This window comes from Spirosoma aureum (assembly GCF_011604685.1).
Classification (GTDB): domain Bacteria; phylum Bacteroidota; class Bacteroidia; order Cytophagales; family Spirosomataceae; genus Spirosoma; species Spirosoma aureum.
This window is the reverse complement of sequence record NZ_CP050063.1, coordinates 2573231-2588071: the sequence shown is the minus strand read 5'-3', so window position 1 is coordinate 2588071 and position 14841 is coordinate 2573231. Positions and strand designations below refer to the sequence as shown.

The window sequence follows — 14841 nt, the reverse complement described above, 5'->3', positions numbered from 1 at the left end:
CTACAATTTAGAAAGTTATGTTATCAGACGATGGGGCAAATTATCGTTTAAGTAATTAAGCCAAATGGATCAATTAAGTATTGATTTGCTCGTAAAAAACGGATTTGCCTAATTTTATTATTCTTCTTCCTTACGAATTGACAAAATACTCAGTTGTGCTGTCTTTTCGTCGGTAATGGCCAGACTGCTTACAGCTACTTTCTGCTCGAGAGCTCCGGTCTGTAGCCAGCTGCGCAATTTACTCGCATAGCCTACCTGCGTCCATTTCGTTGGTAGCCCATAGGTCAATTGCCCACCCGGTTTCAGCAGGTTGAGCCCTAGTTCAACAAATAGTACATACAGCTCGGCCTTACTTACGTATGTATTTGGAAACGCTCCCTGAAAATACGCCCTGGAACCAGGGAATCCTTCGGAGCGAGTGAATGGTGGCACACCGATCACAGCATCAAAACCCACATAATTTCCGGTTTCATCAAGCACATCAGGAAACGCAAATCGCCACTCAAACGCCTGCTGAAAAATGCGTTGTTTATTGATGTAAGCTGCTTTTTTCTGTTGTAGCTGGCTGGTTAGCTTCTGTTGTCTATCATCCTGACTAATGGAATCAAACGGTAAAGCCGCCTGTGCGAGTCTGGCTTCGAGCCGACGAATCTCAAGAACTTCTTTCTGCCCAGCGAGTGCTACCTGATTCAGGAATTCGGTGAACTCCTGTATTCGGGCATGAATTTGTTCTTCATCCAGCTTTTCTGGATTTTGCCGGAGGGCCAGCACATCCATTCTATACTGGTTGAAGTCGATCATAAATTTCTCGCGGATTGGACTCTTCAAACCATCAGCCTGAAAATCCAGACTGAAGCGCGACACCAGCGCATTGCCGATTTTTATATTTAAAGCGCATGGTAGAGACGCAATGTCGCGTCGGTCAACTTTACCCATCACTTCAGTAACCGGAACGCTTTTTATCAATTCGATCCATAGCATCAAGATACAGAAATTGACGGCGGTGGAGCTGGCATCTACGCCAAAGAGACAGTTTTCCAGAAGCGTCCGTTTCTCATGAATTATTGTTTTCTGGACCCGCTGCATTTCCACAGAGGAAAATTTAGTCAGGCTCCCTCCTTCCGGAATGTACTCAAACGGCTCACCATCCTCATTGGTGAGCACTAATTCACTATTGACAGAGCTGACACAAAGTTGATGAATACGTTGCCCGTCGCTATCGACCAGAATGCCCAGCTCGGCTTTCAGAGCGATAAGTTCATGCAGCACTGCTACAAGAAAACGTCCGCTGCCAACGGCTGGGTCTACAATGCGAAGGCTATTGAAAACAGCATTGAAGCGCAGCAGCGACTGGGGTTCGTGAAAATGACTAAAGTAGCTACTGAGTTCTTCAATACTTGTTGCCTTAATCGAATCGTCGGGGCGCAGGGAATTCAGATCGGGATAGGTGGTAAATTTCGAGATCACCGCTCTACGCACTGTATCGCGAACGATCTCCGCAACCAAGTGATCGGGAATTAGCACTGAATTAGTAAGATAGCAGTTGATCTTCTCAAAAATCGCTCCCAACGCGGTCGCCGTAATACTCGGTTTATCTTCCTGCACGACAACGGGATCGTCAACGGAGAAATCGTACGCATCCAGAAAATCCAGTAAATAGTGTAGTGTTGAGCGTTGTGCTGCCTCTGATTCGGCCTGTGTATTATAGAGAACCGTCTGGCCAGCTATTGGTAATTCGAGCGTGTTGTCAAGATCGCCGATCGTTACTGTCTGTCGTTCAAGAGCGGTTTTATCAAACAGGGAACAACCTAAATAGGGAACACGTCCAAACCGGTTTATGCTATCAGCCGACCGCTGTTCTTCAGGTACGCCCATTACGTCGAAAAACAACGCGTTAAGTGCAGTGAAGTCCTGAATTCGCTGTGCAGTCAGAACGTGGGCGCTTCGGTCGCGCAGGCCATACCTAACCAGTTGTGCATCGAACAGTTTAATAAACAGCAAACGGCCAAGCCAGGTAAAGCATAGTTCCAACCCAATGTCAGCCAGTTGATCCGTTTCGGTAGCAACGTAGGTATTTAGTCCTTCCGCATTTGCCAGCGCATTCTGTTTAAGTAGCTGACTAATGGAATTTTCCAATAACGACCCCTCCGCCCGTTCATTTTCGGGCAGTCGTTGAATAAGCCTGCTTTTCTTATTCGTCGGCAATTCGTGTAGTCCAACGATATAAAGCAGTTCATTATAAAAGCGTTGGCTGACGGCGTCTGTGCCATTTGGCAGCGGTTGTTTTAGTAAATGTTCTGGCGAAAACACCTTAACGACTGGTACCAAGGCGCGATTGCCTTCTTCAATTGGGAGTTTGAGCGCATCGGCAAATTCACGCAGATTCAGGTATGTGACTGGTAAGTCGACGTCAAGATCACGCAGAATACGAGCCGTTTCGGCATAGAAAATAGCGTCGTCTTTCTTCTGCTGTTGCCTGAGCTGAAATAATCGTTTAAGCCGGGCATTGTCATAAAAGAACTGACGAAAATCGGTTTCGTCGAAAATGAACCAGTTATAAACGTCCGTAATAATTAACTGGCAAACTACTTGATTCGGGTCGCGTTCACGAAGCTCAAAGTAGTATAAAATCAGATCATGAAGGGCTTTGACATTATTTTTGAGCGGAGTCATCATCTCGGCCGCAAACACTTTTCGGGTCTCGATAATGGCGCTCGACGGGAAGCTGCCGGGCAACAATTTGTCAGGAATTTCCGGCGAGACCGGCCTGGCCTCAATGATGAGATCAATCCAATCGTTCGTATGAACCTCGAAGGTATTGTTATAGAACGTTTCGCACAGGAAACCAGCAACAATGTTTTTCTGGAATTCTTCAGACTCCTTCTCGTCTACCCGCGAAAACAGCCGAGTCAATGCGCTACGAAATGTATCTAGTTGCTCCTGCGGGACTGATTGCCGGGCATACGCTTTATTGAGTGACTGAAGTGGTTTACGAAGGTGGAGCCTCATGGAGGCAAATTTAACGCTAAACAAAGAGAACACAGAGGCTTTGCAGTGTTCACAAGTTTTTTTCGACTTGCCCCTGCTCACTCTCCGTGTTCTCTATACTTACTAGCTATTAATTCCCGAACAGCTGATTCCAGACGCTCTTGGCCTTTTCCTTCGCTTCTTCAATTTGAAGAGCAGCTTCAGCCTTCAGTTCGTCGAGCTTAACCTGCGCAGCTTCGAGTTGCACGGATGCTTCGGCTTTCAGTTCATCAAACTTATCTTCGGCAACGTCCGATAGTTCGTCGGCTTTGGCAGAAGCTGCGGCAAAAACGGTTTCAGCCTGAGCTTGCAGAGAAGCCAGATTCTCGGCTGTAGATGCTTTCGCTGCGTCGAAATGCTCAGTCGCTTTCGCTTTAATTCCTTCAATATCAATATCTTTTCCAAATTCCTGCGCTTGAGCGATCAGCTTGTCTTTCAATTCGTCGAGTTGTGTAGCTGCTGCATTCAGGTGTTGACCAGCCTCGGATTTGAAGGCCTCAAGTTTCTCGGCAGTCGTTGTCTTGGCAGCCTTTACTTCTTCGGCGGCTGTGTTTTTTGCGTTGTCTTCCATAAAATCACTTGTGGGCTTTTAATAATGAGCGAAAATTGAACAGAAACGGGGGCAAAACCAAAAAGAATAGGAAGAAGGGAAAAAGACGAGCGGAAATGGCAGCAGGACCTGAAGAGAGGCAGGCCTTGTTTTTGGATCGTTTTCCCTGGGCTACCCCAGCCGTCGAACAATCAGGCTATTGACCAATTCAAACAGGTTGGCGGGTTTTAGCGTGCGCCAGTTAGCAATGTCCAGCGTACCCCCAAAGTTGATGTAATAGTCCAGGTGGTATTTTTTCCACTCGCGTTCAATAAACTCCGGCGAATGAATAGCCGCAATCCAGCCATCTTCTACATCCTCAAACCATTCTTCATAATAACTGTCGTCAGAACCGTGGAAATTGAAAATATTTTCACTGATCAGAATAAAATACTTAATTCCCTCATAGACCAGTAGGTCTACTACCTGCCGTTTCAGGTACATGATATCGTTATGAAGCGTATCGTTCCATTCCCCAAAAAGTTCGATCACGACAAACTGACGATCATAATTGGCAAACAGTATCTTGCAATACAGGGTTTCGGAGCCAATTTCGTCCCAAAGCGGATGGATGTAATAGCCGTATATATTGTTTTCGTACTGCTGCATATTATACTCCCGTTCGTGAAACGGCGACCGCTCGTCGTCAGCCGATGTATAATATTTTTCCCAGCCGTAAAAGGGTTCGATGTCCTGCATAATCAATTTCACAAATGAATGATTAATGAATAATCGGGTCACTGGCGCAATGAACATGTGAATGGAACGTCTATTCACGCACTCGCCAGTCTACTCACTCACTAATTAATTTCGTAACCGCTTTTTGAACGAATTGGTTGAACGAATTGCGTATTTTGCTGACGATGAAAATGCGGTTTTGTCAGCCCAAATCGTTTGTCGTACTGCTTACGTATCCCGCAAGGCACTAAGTCAGGCATTTACGCTTATTGGGCGGGTAAAATACAGTTTTTTTGTACAAGCCGAAGAACTCACGATATCCGTACAGGCCTATTGCATTACTCGTAGCTTTACGGCATGAAACCCATCAGCAAAAACATTCTTATTACGGGTGTCTCAACGGGCATTGGGTTCGGCGCAGCCAAACAGTTCGTTCAGCGCGGCTACACAGTTTTTGGGAGTGTTCGTCACCAGACCGATGCCGATCGGCTCGTGGCTGAGTTGGGCGACAATTTCATTCCGCTGCTGTTTGATGTAACCGACACGGATGCTGTTGCCGAAGCAGCAAAATTTCTCAACGCCCGGCTGGCTAACAGCGGGCTTGGTGGTCTCATCAATAATGCGGGTATTGCCATGGGTGGCCCCCTGCAATATCAGCCCATTGACACAATACGAAACCATTTTGAGGTCAATGTGCTGGGATTAATTCAGGTCACGCAGGCGTTTCTGCCCTTGCTCGGAGCGCGGGCCAATCATGCTGTCCAGCCTGGCCGGATTCAGAATATCAGTTCGGTGAATGGACAGGTCGCGATTCCGTTTATGGGTGCTTATGTCGGCTCCAAACACGCCGTAGAAGGCATTTCGCACAGCCTGCGACGGGAACTGGCGCTGTTTGGCATTGATGTCGTTATTGTTGGACCGGGAGCCGTTAAAACACCCATTTGGGGTAAAGGAACGGACATTAGTGCCTACAATAACACCGTGTATTATCCAGCCATGCAATGGTTTCTGAAACAAGTCGAAACCTCCGAAAAGCGTGGATTTTCAATTGATTACCTTGGGGAGCGCATTGTACAGATTCACGAAACATCCCAGCCACGAACCCGTTATGCATTAGTGCCCAACAAGCTAACAAGCTGGATACTACCCCGACTCCTCCCCGATCGAATAATTGACTGGGTGTTGGGACGAGTTAGCGGATTGCGGTATAAACCGTAAGGTTTGCTCCTTTCACTGGTTAAGTCAATAGCTTTCTTTTGAGCAAGTAAAAAACCATGCTTAAACCCGCTTTTCAAAAAGACGACGCCCTCCTGGCCGACATCGAAACGGCCCGAAACCAACCCGACTCACTGCATATCTGGTGGCTCGGGCAGAGCGGTTTTCTAGTACAGCACAATGGCAAACAGTTACTGTTCGACCCGTACCTGTCAGACTCATTATCGGAGAAATATGCCCATACTGACAAGCCCCATGTACGCATCTCAGAACGGGTTATTCAGCCGGGCCATTTGGGTATGATTGATGTTGTCACCTCCAGTCATAACCATACTGACCATTTAGATTATAACACCTTGTTCCCCTTGTTTGCCGCCAATTGGCAGATGCAGCTGGTTATTCCTGAAGCCAATCGCACCTTTGTCACAGATCGGCTTGGTATCGCACCAAGTCAGCCTATTGGCCTCAACGATGGTCAGACAGTTCCTGTAGGCGGTTTCGTCTTTCATGGTGTTCCGGCGGCACATAATGAATTGGAGCGTGATGTAGAAGGCCGTTGCAAATTTATGGGCTTTGTGGTCGAAATCGGCCCCTATCGTGTTTACCATTCCGGCGATACACTCTGGTACGATGGTATGGTCGATATCCTGAAACCCTTCAAGGTAGACGTGGCTTTTCTGCCCATTAACGGCAACAAACCCGAACGTCGCGTGGCGGGTAACCTTGACCCTGATGAAGCAGCCCGGCTTGGCCGCGACATTGAGGCCAAACTCGTTATTCCTCACCATTATGATCTGTTTGAATTCAACACTGCCGATCCGGCCGATTTTGTGAAAGCCTGTGAACAGTATGGCACGCCCTACCGCGTCATGCAACTGGGCGAAGGCATTCGCATTGACTAGTAGAATCACGACAAAACACACGATGAAAACCTCCCTCCTGCTCCATTTACCGGCTTTATTGCTCGTGGTTGCACAACTAAGCGTAGCTCAAACGCCTAACTTCAAGATCCAGGTTGTCGATAACCAGATCAATATTGGTTATGGGCTGGCCATTGGCGATGTAGATGGCGACAAACAGCCCGATATTTTACTGGCCGATCAGAAGGAGTTTGTCTGGTATCAGAATCCCGGCAACAAAACCAGTCCGTGGAAAAGATACGTCATGGCAGCCAATCTGACTCCGCAGGATAACGTCTGCATTGCCGCCCGCGACCTGGACGGCGACGGGCGCGTGGAGGTGGCTGTTGGCGCAGGCTGGAACCCTGCCGAAACCGGAGATAGTACCAAATCAGGAGCCGTATTTTATCTTGTCCGCCCGCAAGATCCAACACAACGCTGGGAAGCCATTCGCTTACACCATGAAGTAACTACCCACCGGATGCGCTGGGCGAAAATTGGCAAAGACAATTATCAGTTAATCGTTGTGCCTTTACACGGACTGGGCAACAAAAATGGCGAGGGTCGGGGCGTACGAATCTGGGGCTATGAATTTCCGAAAGATCCGCGTAGTACATGGAAGCGTCAGCTGGTAGATTCAACAATGCACTTGACCCATAACTTCGAGATTTGGGAAGATGGAGCAACTACCGGACTGATCGTGGCCGGGAAAGAAGGTGGCAATGTGTTCGAATGGAAGAAAAAGAGGTGGCATCCGGTCGACGACGAATCGGCCAGTAACGCGTTGCCGCTCCTCAACAAAGGAGTCGAAGGCATTGGCGAAATCCGGCGTCTGAACGGTGGAAGTGCGATTGCAACGATTCAGCCGATGCATGGTAATCTGTTGCAGGTAGAAAGCGGCTCCTACTCGTTCAAAAAATCGACGACTAAGGGTTCCGATAAAGAGGTCGACGTTCTAACCGATATGTTCAGCCAGGGACATGCGCTTGCCTGTGGTGATTTTCTGGGTGTTGGCAGTGATCAGATCGTGGCTGGCTGGCGTAACCCAAACGCAGCCGGAAAAGTAGGTATCCGGCTCTTTAAGCCCAAAGAAGAAGGAAATGTGGAAGGCTACTCGCTGGACGATAGTGTCCGAATGGCCTGCGAAGACCTTCAGGCAGCCGACCTCGATGGCGATGGTGATCTCGACATCATTGCTTCGGGCCGCGCCACGTTAAACGTACTGATCTACTGGAACCAGTTGAAATGACCTAGTCGCCGATCTTAACCATGAAAAGGTCGATATCGAAATTCAGCCATAAGTTATATGACCTTACTGACTAACTATCAGTACCTATGGCTTATCTAAGGTTATATTGATCAATTGCTGGTTCCGTATGACGCCAATTGGTAAGGTCGGTAGATAATGTAGTTGTTTTTGAGTAGCTACTAATTGACTGACAGTGGCTACCGTTGTCCCATTCACGGTTCGGATCACGTCACCCTTCTGAAGTCCAGAAGCCGCTGCGCCCTTGGGGATCTCAATGACAAGGATACCCAGTTCATCTGGTAGCCCATAAGCTGACCTATCCCCAGCCCCCCGTATATTTCGCACTTTTATACCCAACCATGTTTTTTCCAATTGTTCCTTCTCTACAGTCGATTGAATCAACAAGGGCAGCTTGGGTGACCGGGCCAAACTGCGTAACCTGGGCTTCTGCACACCAAACCCATTCATTGGAAAATTCTGAAATCCTAACGCTAACGCCGGACTGCTTTTAGCTACCCGGTAATCACCCTGTTTCGGATTCAGAAAATGGGGATCACCGAAACGACTGTGGGCATCGGTTCCATTATGCTGAGCCTTCAGTAAAGCCTCCTGGTCAGGGAATAAATTATTATCAAGCTCTTTGCCCCAATAATTAATTCTTATTGGCGCGTAAGGCCGTGTAACAATATTTTTTCGAAAGACATCCTCATTGTCTTTAAACCAGACGTGTGGATGGAACGAGTTGTTTAGAATGACATTATTTTCGGCAGTCCGATAAAAGCCCTCCCGAAATTTTAAACCGCCATTCAGCAATACGTTATTATATATGAGGTAATTACTACTGCCATCATCCAGATCAATGTCCCAGCCATGATCGCAACGAAATCGATTATTCCGAATAACGATCGTCTTTTGTGCATCTAACTTAATTAATTCCGGATGGGCAGCCACAAGGCTATCCATCGTTTTCCGATTCGGATGCCAGAAGCGGTCACGTCCCCATGAATTGAAGGCACCATGATCCCCCGTTTCCAACACTGTGTCAAACACATCGTTGAATTCTAACAGATGACCGCCCCAGGTACCATCGCCAATATTGATGCCTGCCCGAGGTGTCTGATAAATTGTGTTATGGCGTACGGTAATGTCGGAAGCCATCGAAATTTCGATAGCCGTTGCCTGTTTCTCAATCTCCCCAATATGATGAATCAGATTGTCCTCCGCATTGCACTGAGCCGGGTAACGGTCATTCTTTGGCCCGGGTTGTAAATCCATTTTTTCATAAGGCACAAACCATTCATATCGGAAGGCGGGCGAACGTACTGCCGAGGTATCACCAACAAAACCAATAGCCGTCGCACCAATGTGGTGAATATGGCACCCTTTCACCGATGTGTTTCGGTTGTGACGGCTAACCAGTATGGCATTACCACCCAAATCTGATAACTCACAATTAGCTATCTGGCAATTTTCCGTGTTCTCCAGGTAAACAGCCGCCCCTCTGTAAAGCATCCAGTCGCTCCGTAATAGGGGTTCGTAGGGTTCCATAAACGTACGCTCCGTATTGACCAGTCGTAAACCCTGAATCTGTACCCCCCGAAGTGGAGCTTCGGGGGTACCTTTCAATTCAATTAATGATCGTAATCCTGTTACTTCAATACGAGCCGTTGTTAAGTCAGTGCCTTGTTGGGGGATTACCGAAAGCGTATGCGTTACTCGATCATAGAACCATTCGCCGGGATAATCCAACTCCTCAATGATGTTTTCCACAAACCGATATTTAGGGTGCATCTCCGAAGGACGGTTGTTTTGCCAACCGCCTTCAGTGATCAGTTTTCCATCAACTTTCCCCTTAATCCGATAGTGAAAACTCCCCCATTCATGCGAATGAAGTGCATGAATGTAGCCCCCTTCCGGATTTTTCCATCGCTGAATTCGTTCCTCACCAAGTGCATCGGAGGCCGTTCCATGAAAAATGCGGGCCGTCGAATCATAATTCGGATACCGGGCCAGGTTCTGCTTCTGGCCGTTTATAACTAATTGCCCAAACGAATCTCCCGTTACCGTTGTCGTCCAGATATGCTCTCCATTCTTCTGCCAACGTCCGGTAATTTTCCTGCCACCATTCAGTTCGACACGCTCGTCTCCATACGCACGAATTAATACCCGTTTAGAACCGATTCGCTCTGGATCAATATGAATTGTTTTGGTAAGATAGTAAACGCCCTGTCGAAGATAGATTTGAACCTCAGCATGGGGGGCTGTTCTTACTTTATCCAGTGCTTTTTCCAGTGTAGCTACAGGCGCGGTCAACGTACCGGCCTGCGTATCGTTACCGGAAGGGGCCACGTAGAGCCGCGTTTGTGAATAAGCGAATGAGGATACTAGTAGGGCGCAAAAAGCCAATTGTTTCATACAATGAATGATTAACCAGTCAGCATGGAATTACTTCACGCTAGATTAGTAAGAATCAGCAAGCGTTCTGGGTTATTTTCGATGGCAACGGTTCTATTTGCCGTAAGTTGGGTTCTGGGGAATATTGTTATTCTGAATTTCAAAATCCGGGATGAGCCAGGTATTGTTGTAGCTGCCAATTGGCACGGACAATTTGTCGCCCCGCGCCTGCTTCACTTTAGCGAAGTTATTGGTACGCTTAAGATCAAACCAGGCTTGATCTTCGGCATGTAACTCCCATTTACGTTCATTAAAGACAGCTTCCCGAAATTGATCTTTGCTCAGACCAGCCAAAGCAGGCACCTGAGTCGAATCCGATTTGTTGATGCGTGCTCGTTCCCGAATCGCATTAATATAGCTGTAACCCAACGTTGGGCCCGCCAGCTCGTTTTCAGCTTCAGCAGCAATCAGGTACATTTCAGCCAGTCGAAAAATGGGTGTCGTGTAAATTACTTTTCCGGCTACGGCCGTAGGTGTCAGGTTTTGACTAACAAATTCAGGATTCACATACTTATTGTAGTAAGGCCGAAGTGTGTTGCCCGCCTGATCTTTTGTAGTCATGACAATTCCCCAATCATTTCGGCGATCACCTTTTGGAAAGCTGTTCACAAAGGCCATTGTGGGTAAAAGAATTGGACTATAGCCAGTACCAGGATACGTTATAGTTTGACGGTCACTCCCCGAAACAACTCCATTATACAGTATCTCCCAAATGGATTTTGACGTATAAGCTGAATTATGGAATACATTATCATAATCGGGGGTCAAGCTATATTTACCAGAATTTATAACGGCAATCGCTTTATCACGGGCATCCTTGAAAAAGGAGGTTTGATTGAGGGGATTTCCGGCCATTGTCAGGTATACTTTTGCCAGCATAGCAGTGGCTACCCATTTGTTTACGCGGCCCTGAGCCGCTGTTTCGGGTAATTGCTGTTCTGCCGTAGTCAGGTCAGCTACAATTAAGGCATAAACATCCTTCTGGGGCGACCGGGGTATAGCTACCGGATCAAATGATTGAACCGTTTGCGTGCGCAATGGTATATCGCCAAACAACTGTACGAGATTGAAGTACGAAAAACCACGTATGGCTTTAGCCTCTCCTTCCAGTCGCTTTTTATCCGCGTCCGTTAAGAAACTCGCACCCGGCAGCTTTTCAAGCAGCTGATTGGCATTACTAATCATTTGATACCACCCTTGCCAGGTGTTGCGGAACGTCCAGTAGGTGGTGGTAATTGATTTGTTAATTGCTGAATGTGTTGTGCGTTAGCGTGGTCCCTTTCGGCCTCAATCAACTGGTCTTCAGCCGAAAAAGATATATTAAATCTTGTATCTTCATACTCATCAGCTATGGAGATTAAGCTGACTCGTTGACGAAGCAGGTGTTTTTTGTGAAGCAGCCGACGTAACATAGCCATCAGGTAAGGCAGAACCTGGCTGGTAGTTAACCGGCTAAGGGTGGTACGACAGTTCCAGAGATCAACAAATACATCCTGAATGCAGTCCCGTATATCATCTTTTTCCCGGTTAAACCTGGTACCGTACTGAATCAGAGCTGTATAGTTTCTGGTCATCAATTTCCCTAAAGCAATAGGATCACCTTGCTGAAACTGAGCCCATAACAGCGCATCATCGGTAGTGTCTACAACATTCATACCTTTATTATCAGGGAATAATATAAGTTTATCTTTAAAAATAATTATTAGTACAAATATAACTCAACAATAATATCATTTAGGCTGACTTTTAGTTTTTAGTCATGTTTTGCCTAACTACTGACTTGAATAATCAGCGTACAATCCTGTTGACTGTACTGATTGCTGCCCTACAACACCAAAGGGAGCGTATAGACTATTAATGCAAATAGTCTATACGCTCCCTTTGGTGTTGAAATTTACAATTGTCTAACTATTGATTAACTAATAATCAGAATATTATAACTTAACTACCGTAAATTATCACTGATTCCCCAACTGGCCGGCCAGTGAACGAAGCGCCGAAGATAAGCCTTCGAGCCGGGGAGCAATATCACCTTCAGACCCCATCAGTGTACTAAATTCGACCGTTTGGGTTGCTAGCCGATCAAATAACTGACTCAACTCAGTGGTGTTAATCTGACCACTTTCCAGCTCGGTTTTCACCTGTTCGAGTGTAGTTGTGATTTCGGTAGCATTTTCAGCTTTGCGGAGCTCTACCAGCCATTCGTCAATCACACCCGTGCCACTCTGTGGTGTCGATGTTGTAAAGTCTGTGCCCAAAACACTCATCGTTGAATCGAGCAGATCGGTTGATTCTTCGTGTGATAGCATATTAGAGTTGACTGCTAAAGTTTCGTAATGCATTTACTAACTGCTTCAACTGGCCAGCGGTTGCCTGATCAACACTTGGCTCATGCGAAAGAGCCGTTGTATGACTGGCTAAACTCAGGAGCAAATGCCTGATTTTATCGCTGTCGTACTGTTCTGACTTGAGGTGATCGCGTAGCTCACCCAACTCGGCCAGAATACGTTCTGCGCCAACATCGCCCCGTAATGCATTCAGCCAGCCTTCCAGCAACAGGATGCCCCGCTCAGCCGAAAGAATGGTTGTAATCCCTTCGCCAAATGCGCCCAGTGTATCAGTAAGCATCCGATGCTCAAGTGTGGTTTGCGTTTCCATAATGTAGTGAATTAGGTTTTGTACGTCGTAAAAAGGAATAATGGCTAGCCATTCAGGTATCCGTTACAGTTTATTTCCAAAACTTCGTAGAATTTTTGACAAGCTCTCCAGACCGCCCGTCCAGGTTCCTTCGGCATACGGTCCTTCGGCAACACTCTGGGTTTTATCGGCCAGACTGAGCATTAATTCACGAATGTGCTGATCGTTCGGCTGAGCGCCCTGCAATTCTGCACGAAGCTCATTAAGGTCGGCCTCCAATTGATTTAAATTTGGCTCACCCTGTAAGGCCTGTAGCCAGCCATCAATGAGCATCACGCCCTGAGCTGGCGAAATAGTCGACTCATTCTCATGGCGAAGCGTTCCGAGTGTGTCTTGCAGCATTCGTTCTTCCAGTATGTTCGATCCCATTTGCGTTTGTGGTTTGTACGGTTTAGAGTTCCCCATTAATGTGTCCGTTACATTGGAGCCAGCTAAACCGAATTTCAATAAACTGTAAACTTTTATAGTTGTCCAGCCAGCTTTCGGAGCGATGTTGCCACGTTTTCCAATTTACCAGATGTCTGATCCTGAATATTCGACCCCTGCGCCACCTGCGACGTGTGATCGGCAAGGCTAAATAGTAATGCACGAATACGGTCAGCATCTGGATTGGTGAACTGTAGCTCACTTCGTAACTCCTTTAGCTTTCCTTCAATAATTTCGGCACTTATGTTTCCTTCAATGACTTTCAGCCATCCATTAATAAGTTGGACGCCATCGGCAGGAGATGTTGCCGTTCCATCCCCAAACGCCCCAACTGTCTGATCAAACAGACGCTGATCCAATGCGTGTGAAGCCATAACCTTTAGTGATTAGATTAGTGAGTGTCGGGTCATAAAAACACCGCGCGCGGTTCTTAACGCTGGAACGTTATGACTCCTGACCATTATTTATACCGCCGTTGAAATCTGTCCGGCGAAGTTGCGAAGCGCAGTAGCCAGTGTCTGTAAGCGGGATTGTAGATCGCCTTCAGCTTTCGGAGCTGCTTTGTCAGTCTTATCGGCCAGCTCGTTCAATAATTGCTGAAGTCGCTTCGGATTCGGCTCTCCCGATTTTAACTCATCATGAAGGTGAGTAAGAGGTTCCACCAGATCGCCGGTGAGGTGATTATTTTTAATCGATGAAAACCAGTCCGTAATGAGCGACATTCCTTCCTGGGGCGATGCTGCCTGTCCCTGATCAAAAGCTGCTACTGTAGCATTGAGCAGGGTTGTAGCCGACGAACCGGTTGTTTGCGAATGTTGATTTGCCATAGTCGTTGAGAACCACCGAAGCGGAGGTTAATTGGTTTTGTATTTACTAAAACCCATCAATCGGCGCTTTGTTTGGGGGCAAAACAAAAGAGAGAGCCTGCTTTATCGCAAAACCCTCTCTTCCTGTTTATTGTGAATCTAATACTGAGAGCGTCCTCCCGAGGAGCCAGTATCGGTATCTGATTCGCCCCTGGCCGAATGGTCGGGCCTATTTTCGCTGGATACACCCGACGATCGGGTGCCTGATTCCAGACTATAATCGTCGCCGGTTGCCCCCCCAACACTGCGTGCATCACCGTCGCTCCCGGTTGTATCGTCCATGTCAATGATTGATGCACCTGCGCCACTGGTTGTCGACTCGCCACCAACCGTACTCGTCATGGGTGCCTGCCCTCCCATATTAGCCGGTTTCGACGAACCTCCGAGTTGATGGCTGAATCCTTCCAGCGCTTCGATCAACGGAGCCAGCTTTGTTTTCACCTCACTATCAGCCAAACTGGCGGTATGTCTGACCTGATTAACCAGGTTTTCGAGAATTCCCCGGATATGCCATCCGTTCGGGTTTCCGCTCTGTAGCTCAGCTTTCAGTTCACTCAAACCGTTTGCAACGGAAATCGTGTTCTGCTCGCCATTACGTAAAGTGGTTATCCAGGTGTCAATGAGCGAAATACCGTCAAATGGGGAGATATCGGTCGTATTGCCATTGAAGGCATTAACGGTTATATCAACTAAATTCGATGCATGCTGATTCAGTGCCATAATGATCGGGTTTAGGATTAG

16 protein-coding genes are annotated in these 14841 nt (G+C 47.2%); 4 read left to right on the top strand and 12 right to left on the bottom strand.

Annotation, left to right across the window (positions count from 1 at the left end; all coding sequences use genetic code 11):
- Positions 1–117 precede the first annotated feature (117 nt).
- The 3 genes from G8759_RS10175 to G8759_RS10165 form a co-directional block, all read right to left on the bottom strand.
- Positions 118–3009 carry a type IIG restriction enzyme/methyltransferase gene (locus G8759_RS10175; RefSeq protein WP_167207581.1) on the bottom strand — a complete coding sequence of 964 codons (2892 nt, stop codon included), beginning with the start codon at positions 3007–3009 and terminating at the stop codon, positions 118–120.
- Positions 3010–3118: 109 nt separating this feature from the next.
- Positions 3119–3598 (bottom strand): hypothetical protein, encoded by a 480-nt coding sequence (locus G8759_RS10170; protein ID WP_167207579.1) that lies wholly within the window; start codon positions 3596–3598, stop codon positions 3119–3121.
- Positions 3599–3748: 150 nt separating this feature from the next.
- Positions 3749–4315, bottom strand: coding sequence for a hypothetical protein (locus tag G8759_RS10165; protein WP_167218857.1), 567 nt, complete (start codon positions 4313–4315; stop codon positions 3749–3751).
- Positions 4316–4439: 124 nt separating this feature from the next.
- Here G8759_RS10165 and G8759_RS10160 point away from each other — a divergent pair, with 124 nt between their 5' ends.
- From G8759_RS10160 to G8759_RS10145, 4 genes are read left to right on the top strand one after another with little or no spacing between them, the layout of a single operon-like run.
- On the top strand, positions 4440–4655 hold the full coding sequence (locus tag G8759_RS10160; protein ID WP_167207577.1) for a hypothetical protein: 216 nt from the start codon (positions 4440–4442) through the stop codon (positions 4653–4655).
- Entirely contained in the window at positions 4652–5512 is an 861-nt protein-coding gene (locus G8759_RS10155; protein WP_167207575.1) for an SDR family NAD(P)-dependent oxidoreductase, read from the top strand. Before G8759_RS10160 ends, G8759_RS10155 begins: the two co-directional genes overlap by 4 nt.
- A gap of 56 nt (positions 5513–5568) precedes the next feature.
- Positions 5569–6411 (top strand): MBL fold metallo-hydrolase, encoded by an 843-nt coding sequence (locus G8759_RS10150; protein ID WP_167207573.1) that lies wholly within the window; start codon positions 5569–5571, stop codon positions 6409–6411.
- A 22-nt stretch (positions 6412–6433) separates the two neighbouring features.
- Positions 6434–7657 carry an FG-GAP repeat domain-containing protein gene (locus G8759_RS10145; RefSeq protein WP_167207571.1) on the top strand — a complete coding sequence of 408 codons (1224 nt, stop codon included), beginning with the start codon at positions 6434–6436 and terminating at the stop codon, positions 7655–7657.
- An 84-nt stretch (positions 7658–7741) separates the two neighbouring features.
- Here G8759_RS10145 and G8759_RS10140 read toward each other — a convergent pair whose 3' ends face one another.
- The 9 genes from G8759_RS10140 to G8759_RS10100 form a co-directional block, all read right to left on the bottom strand.
- On the bottom strand, positions 7742–10072 hold the full coding sequence (locus G8759_RS10140) for a PDZ domain-containing protein (protein ID WP_167207569.1): 2331 nt from the start codon (positions 10070–10072) through the stop codon (positions 7742–7744).
- A 93-nt stretch (positions 10073–10165) separates the two neighbouring features.
- Positions 10166–11296: a RagB/SusD family nutrient uptake outer membrane protein gene (locus G8759_RS10135; protein WP_167207567.1), complete on the bottom strand. Its 1131-nt coding sequence runs from the start codon at positions 11294–11296 to the stop codon at positions 10166–10168.
- Positions 11293–11766 carry an RNA polymerase sigma factor gene (locus G8759_RS10130; RefSeq protein WP_167207565.1) on the bottom strand — a complete coding sequence of 158 codons (474 nt, stop codon included), beginning with the start codon at positions 11764–11766 and terminating at the stop codon, positions 11293–11295. Before G8759_RS10130 ends, G8759_RS10135 begins: the two co-directional genes overlap by 4 nt.
- Positions 11767–12069: 303 nt before the next feature.
- A complete protein-coding gene (locus G8759_RS10125; protein WP_167207562.1) occupies positions 12070–12420 on the bottom strand; it encodes a hypothetical protein in 351 nt (116 codons plus the stop codon).
- 1 nt (position 12421) lies between these two features.
- The gene (locus tag G8759_RS10120; RefSeq protein ID WP_167207560.1) at positions 12422–12769 is read right to left on the bottom strand and encodes a hypothetical protein; all 348 of its coding nucleotides are present in this window, start codon (positions 12767–12769) and stop codon (positions 12422–12424) included.
- Between the two features lie 63 nt (positions 12770–12832).
- Complete coding sequence (locus G8759_RS10115) at positions 12833–13177, bottom strand: hypothetical protein (RefSeq protein ID WP_167207558.1); 345 nt, start codon at positions 13175–13177, stop codon at positions 12833–12835.
- A 92-nt stretch (positions 13178–13269) separates the two neighbouring features.
- A complete protein-coding gene (locus G8759_RS10110; protein ID WP_167207556.1) occupies positions 13270–13608 on the bottom strand; it encodes a hypothetical protein in 339 nt (112 codons plus the stop codon).
- A gap of 90 nt (positions 13609–13698) precedes the next feature.
- Positions 13699–14061 (bottom strand): hypothetical protein, encoded by a 363-nt coding sequence (locus G8759_RS10105; RefSeq protein ID WP_167207554.1) that lies wholly within the window; start codon positions 14059–14061, stop codon positions 13699–13701.
- 138 nt (positions 14062–14199) lie between these two features.
- Positions 14200–14820, bottom strand: a complete 621-nt coding sequence (locus tag G8759_RS10100) for a hypothetical protein (protein WP_167207552.1) — start codon at positions 14818–14820, stop codon at positions 14200–14202.
- Between the last annotated feature and the right edge of the window lie 21 nt (positions 14821–14841).